Consider the following 2,851-nt stretch of genomic DNA (forward strand, 5'->3'; position numbering starts at 1 on the left):
ATAAGTATGCCCGGGGCAACTCCGAAGCTGACCACATCGGCCAGGCTATCGAGTTCTTTTCCGATGTCGGAGTATGCGCCAAGCCACCTGGCGGTTAGTCCGTCGAGAAAATCAAAAAGGGCACAGAGCAGAATAATGAAGGGAGCGTACCCCATCAGCTCAGTATGGAATGCAAAAATGATCGACAGCATTCCTCCTGTCAGGCTAAGCAGGGTTAAAGTGTTGGGAATGTTTTTTTTCAGCTGGTTCATGAACTGCAATGGAAATATTTTCCCGGCAAAACAGAAAAAATCAGAGCTGGCAGGAATCAACCTTCCATTGCGGCCATGATTTCGTCCGAAATTTCGAGGTTATGGTAGACATTCTGCACATCGTCATCGTCTTCAATTTCTTCAACCATGCGCAGAATCTTTAAGGCTTCGTCCTTTGGCAATTGCTTGTAATCGTTTGGTATGCGCTGCAGGGAGGCGTTTTCCACTTCCACTTTCATCTCTTCAAGAGCCTTTCTAACCTTTCCAAAATCTTCCATTGAGGTATAAATGGTGTAGAAATCGCCATTGTCTTCAAGGTCTTCGGCCCCGGCATCAATAACAGCCAGTTCAAATTCCTCCGGGTTGATGGACGAAGCTTTTGGTACGGTAATAACGCCTTTTCTTTCGAATAAAAAGTTGAGAGACCCTTTTGTTCCGAGGTTTCCGCCCCGTTTGTTAAATATGGAACGAATATTGCTGACTGTGCGGTTGTTGTTATCGGTGAGGCATTCTATAAAAATAGCCACTCCGCCGGGAGCATAACCTTCGAAGGTAACTTCCTGAAGGTTAGAGCCTTCCTTATCGGCCTTATTAATCGCTTTGAGGATATTTTCCTTGGGCATATTGGCTCCTTTGGCATTCTGAATGGCGAGCCGGAGCCGGGGGTTATATTCTTCATCCGGGCCGCCTTCCCTGACGGCAACCTGGATTTCCTTTACAATGCGGGAAAATATTTTCGACCGCCGGGCATCAGCAATCCCTTTCTTGTGCTTGATGGATGACCATTTATTATGACCTGACATACAAGGTAATTTTTTATAAAACTGACTTTTTAAACGGAATACAAAATTACAAAAAAAGGTATGTAAGTTATCATGCTGTAAAATATTAAACCCGGATTATGCATTTGCCATGCAGGAACCCACGTTGCGCATCAAAAACTGCGCGATATGCCACAAGGGCCGCTTCCGCTGGGTTTCAGCAGGGTTTGCCCGGATGCCTGTGAAGGAAATGGACAGGAATTGATTTTCATGTAACGGATTAATTTTGTCTGCTGTACCTTTGCAAAAATGAAATTCGCTGTTTATGAACGAGAGAAAGGGTAACGGGGCCATGAGATCTTCGGACGAAAAAACACGGAAGCTTTACATTGAAACGTATGGCTGCCAGATGAATGTGAACGATTCCGAGATTGTGGCATCGGTGATGGTTCAGAATGGGTTTGAACTGGTGGAAAAACCGGAAAATGCCGATCTGATTCTGGTTAATACGTGTTCCATACGCGAAAATGCAGAACTCCGGGTACGGGTCCGTCTGCGGGAACTGGGAGCGCTCAGAAAAGTAAATCCTGGCACACGGATAGGAGTTATTGGCTGCATGGCCGAAAGAATGAAGGAAAAGCTCCTCGAAGAAGACCGATCCGTTGATCTTGTGGTCGGTCCCGATGCATATCGCGACCTTCCGAAGCTTATCTGGCAGGTGGAATCAGGACAGAAGGCTGTAAATGTTCTTCTTTCGGAGGAAGAAACGTACGCCGATATCAGTCCGGTAAGGCTCGATGCCAACAAAATCTCAGCTTTTGTATCCATTATGCGCGGATGCAACAATTACTGTGCCTATTGCGTGGTGCCCTTTACCCGTGGCCGGGAGCGAAGCCGGGATCCCGATACCATTCTCCGTGAAATGGAAGAACTGGCTTCGGCCGGATACAGGGAAGTAACCCTGCTGGGACAAAATGTCAACTCGTATTCCTGGGCGAAAGACAGTGAGGTTCTTACTTTTTCCGGGCTTCTGGCTCGCGCAGCCTCTGCCTTCCCTCAAATACGGATCCGTTTTTCGACCAGCCACCCGAAAGATTTGGGCGATGACGTGCTCTATACCATGGCCGCCCATGATAACATCTGCAAAAGCATTCATCTTCCGGTACAAAGTGGAAGTTCCCGCATCCTGTCGCTTATGAAACGCAGATACTCGAGGGAAGAGTATATGCAGCGCATTGAAGCCATATGGCGTATTCTTCCGGATTGCTCCGTTTCAACCGACATTATTGCCGGTTTCTGCACCGAAACTGAAGAAGACCATCAGCAAACCCTTTCTCTGATGAAATGGGTTGGTTATGACTATGCTTTTATGTTTAAATACTCCGAAAGGCCGGGTACCCTTGCTGCAAGAAACTATGCCGATGATGTTCCCGATGAGGTCAAAATCAGGCGACTCAATGAAATCATTGCCCTGCAGTCGGAGTTATCGTACAAGAGCAAACAACAGGATGTAGATAAGGTGTATGAAGTTCTGGTGGAGGGCCGCTCAAGGAAATCGGCCGATGAATACGTTGGCCGCACTTCGCAGAATAAGGTGGTTGTTTTTCCGCGCGGCACTTCCAGTCCGGGTGATCTGGTAAAGGTAAAAATCCACGGATTTACTTCGGCAACCCTGCTGGGAAATATTGTCTGAAGAGATTATTGCTACGTAAATTATTATAATTCAAATTGTTGCAGATGAAAGACCTCGTGAATGACTTCAGGGAATACCGCAAACGCATGAATGAGCGGATTCTCGCCCACGACAACAAATCCATGAAAAGGCTTTACAGCCTGGAT

At 46.9% G+C, this 2,851-nt stretch carries 4 protein-coding genes; 2 read left to right on the forward strand and 2 right to left on the reverse strand.

The features are described from left to right. Positions 1 to 251, reverse strand: a 251-nt coding sequence (locus GX419_12655) for a CDP-diacylglycerol--serine O-phosphatidyltransferase (protein ID NLI25545.1), incomplete at its 3' end; no start/stop codon positions are given. A gap of 56 nt (positions 252 to 307) precedes the next feature. After that, entirely contained in the window at positions 308 to 1,054 is a 747-nt protein-coding gene (locus GX419_12660) for a YebC/PmpR family DNA-binding transcriptional regulator (GenBank protein NLI25546.1), read from the reverse strand. A 283-nt stretch (positions 1,055 to 1,337) separates the two neighbouring features. Here GX419_12660 and miaB point away from each other — a divergent pair, with 283 nt between their 5' ends. After that, complete coding sequence (miaB, locus tag GX419_12665; GenBank protein ID NLI25547.1) at positions 1,338 to 2,705, forward strand: tRNA (N6-isopentenyl adenosine(37)-C2)-methylthiotransferase MiaB; 1,368 nt, start codon at positions 1,338 to 1,340, stop codon at positions 2,703 to 2,705. Between the two features lie 44 nt (positions 2,706 to 2,749). Beyond that, positions 2,750 to 2,851 (forward strand): carboxymuconolactone decarboxylase family protein (locus GX419_12670; GenBank protein NLI25548.1); only part of this gene is annotated, 102 nt, incomplete at its 3' end.

The sequence above is a fragment of the Bacteroidales bacterium genome (assembly GCA_012517825.1).
Classification (GTDB): domain Bacteria; phylum Bacteroidota; class Bacteroidia; order Bacteroidales; family JAAYUG01; genus JAAYUG01.

What these genes read in the sequence shown, in the direction of transcription:
- GX419_12660 (NLI25546.1), bottom strand. Translation starts at nt 1,054, where the DNA reads ATGTCAGGTCATAATAAATGGTCATCCATCAAGCACAAGAAAGGGATT.
- miaB (NLI25547.1), top strand. Translation starts at nt 1,338, where the DNA reads ATGAACGAGAGAAAGGGTAACGGGGCCATGAGATCTTCGGACGAAAAA.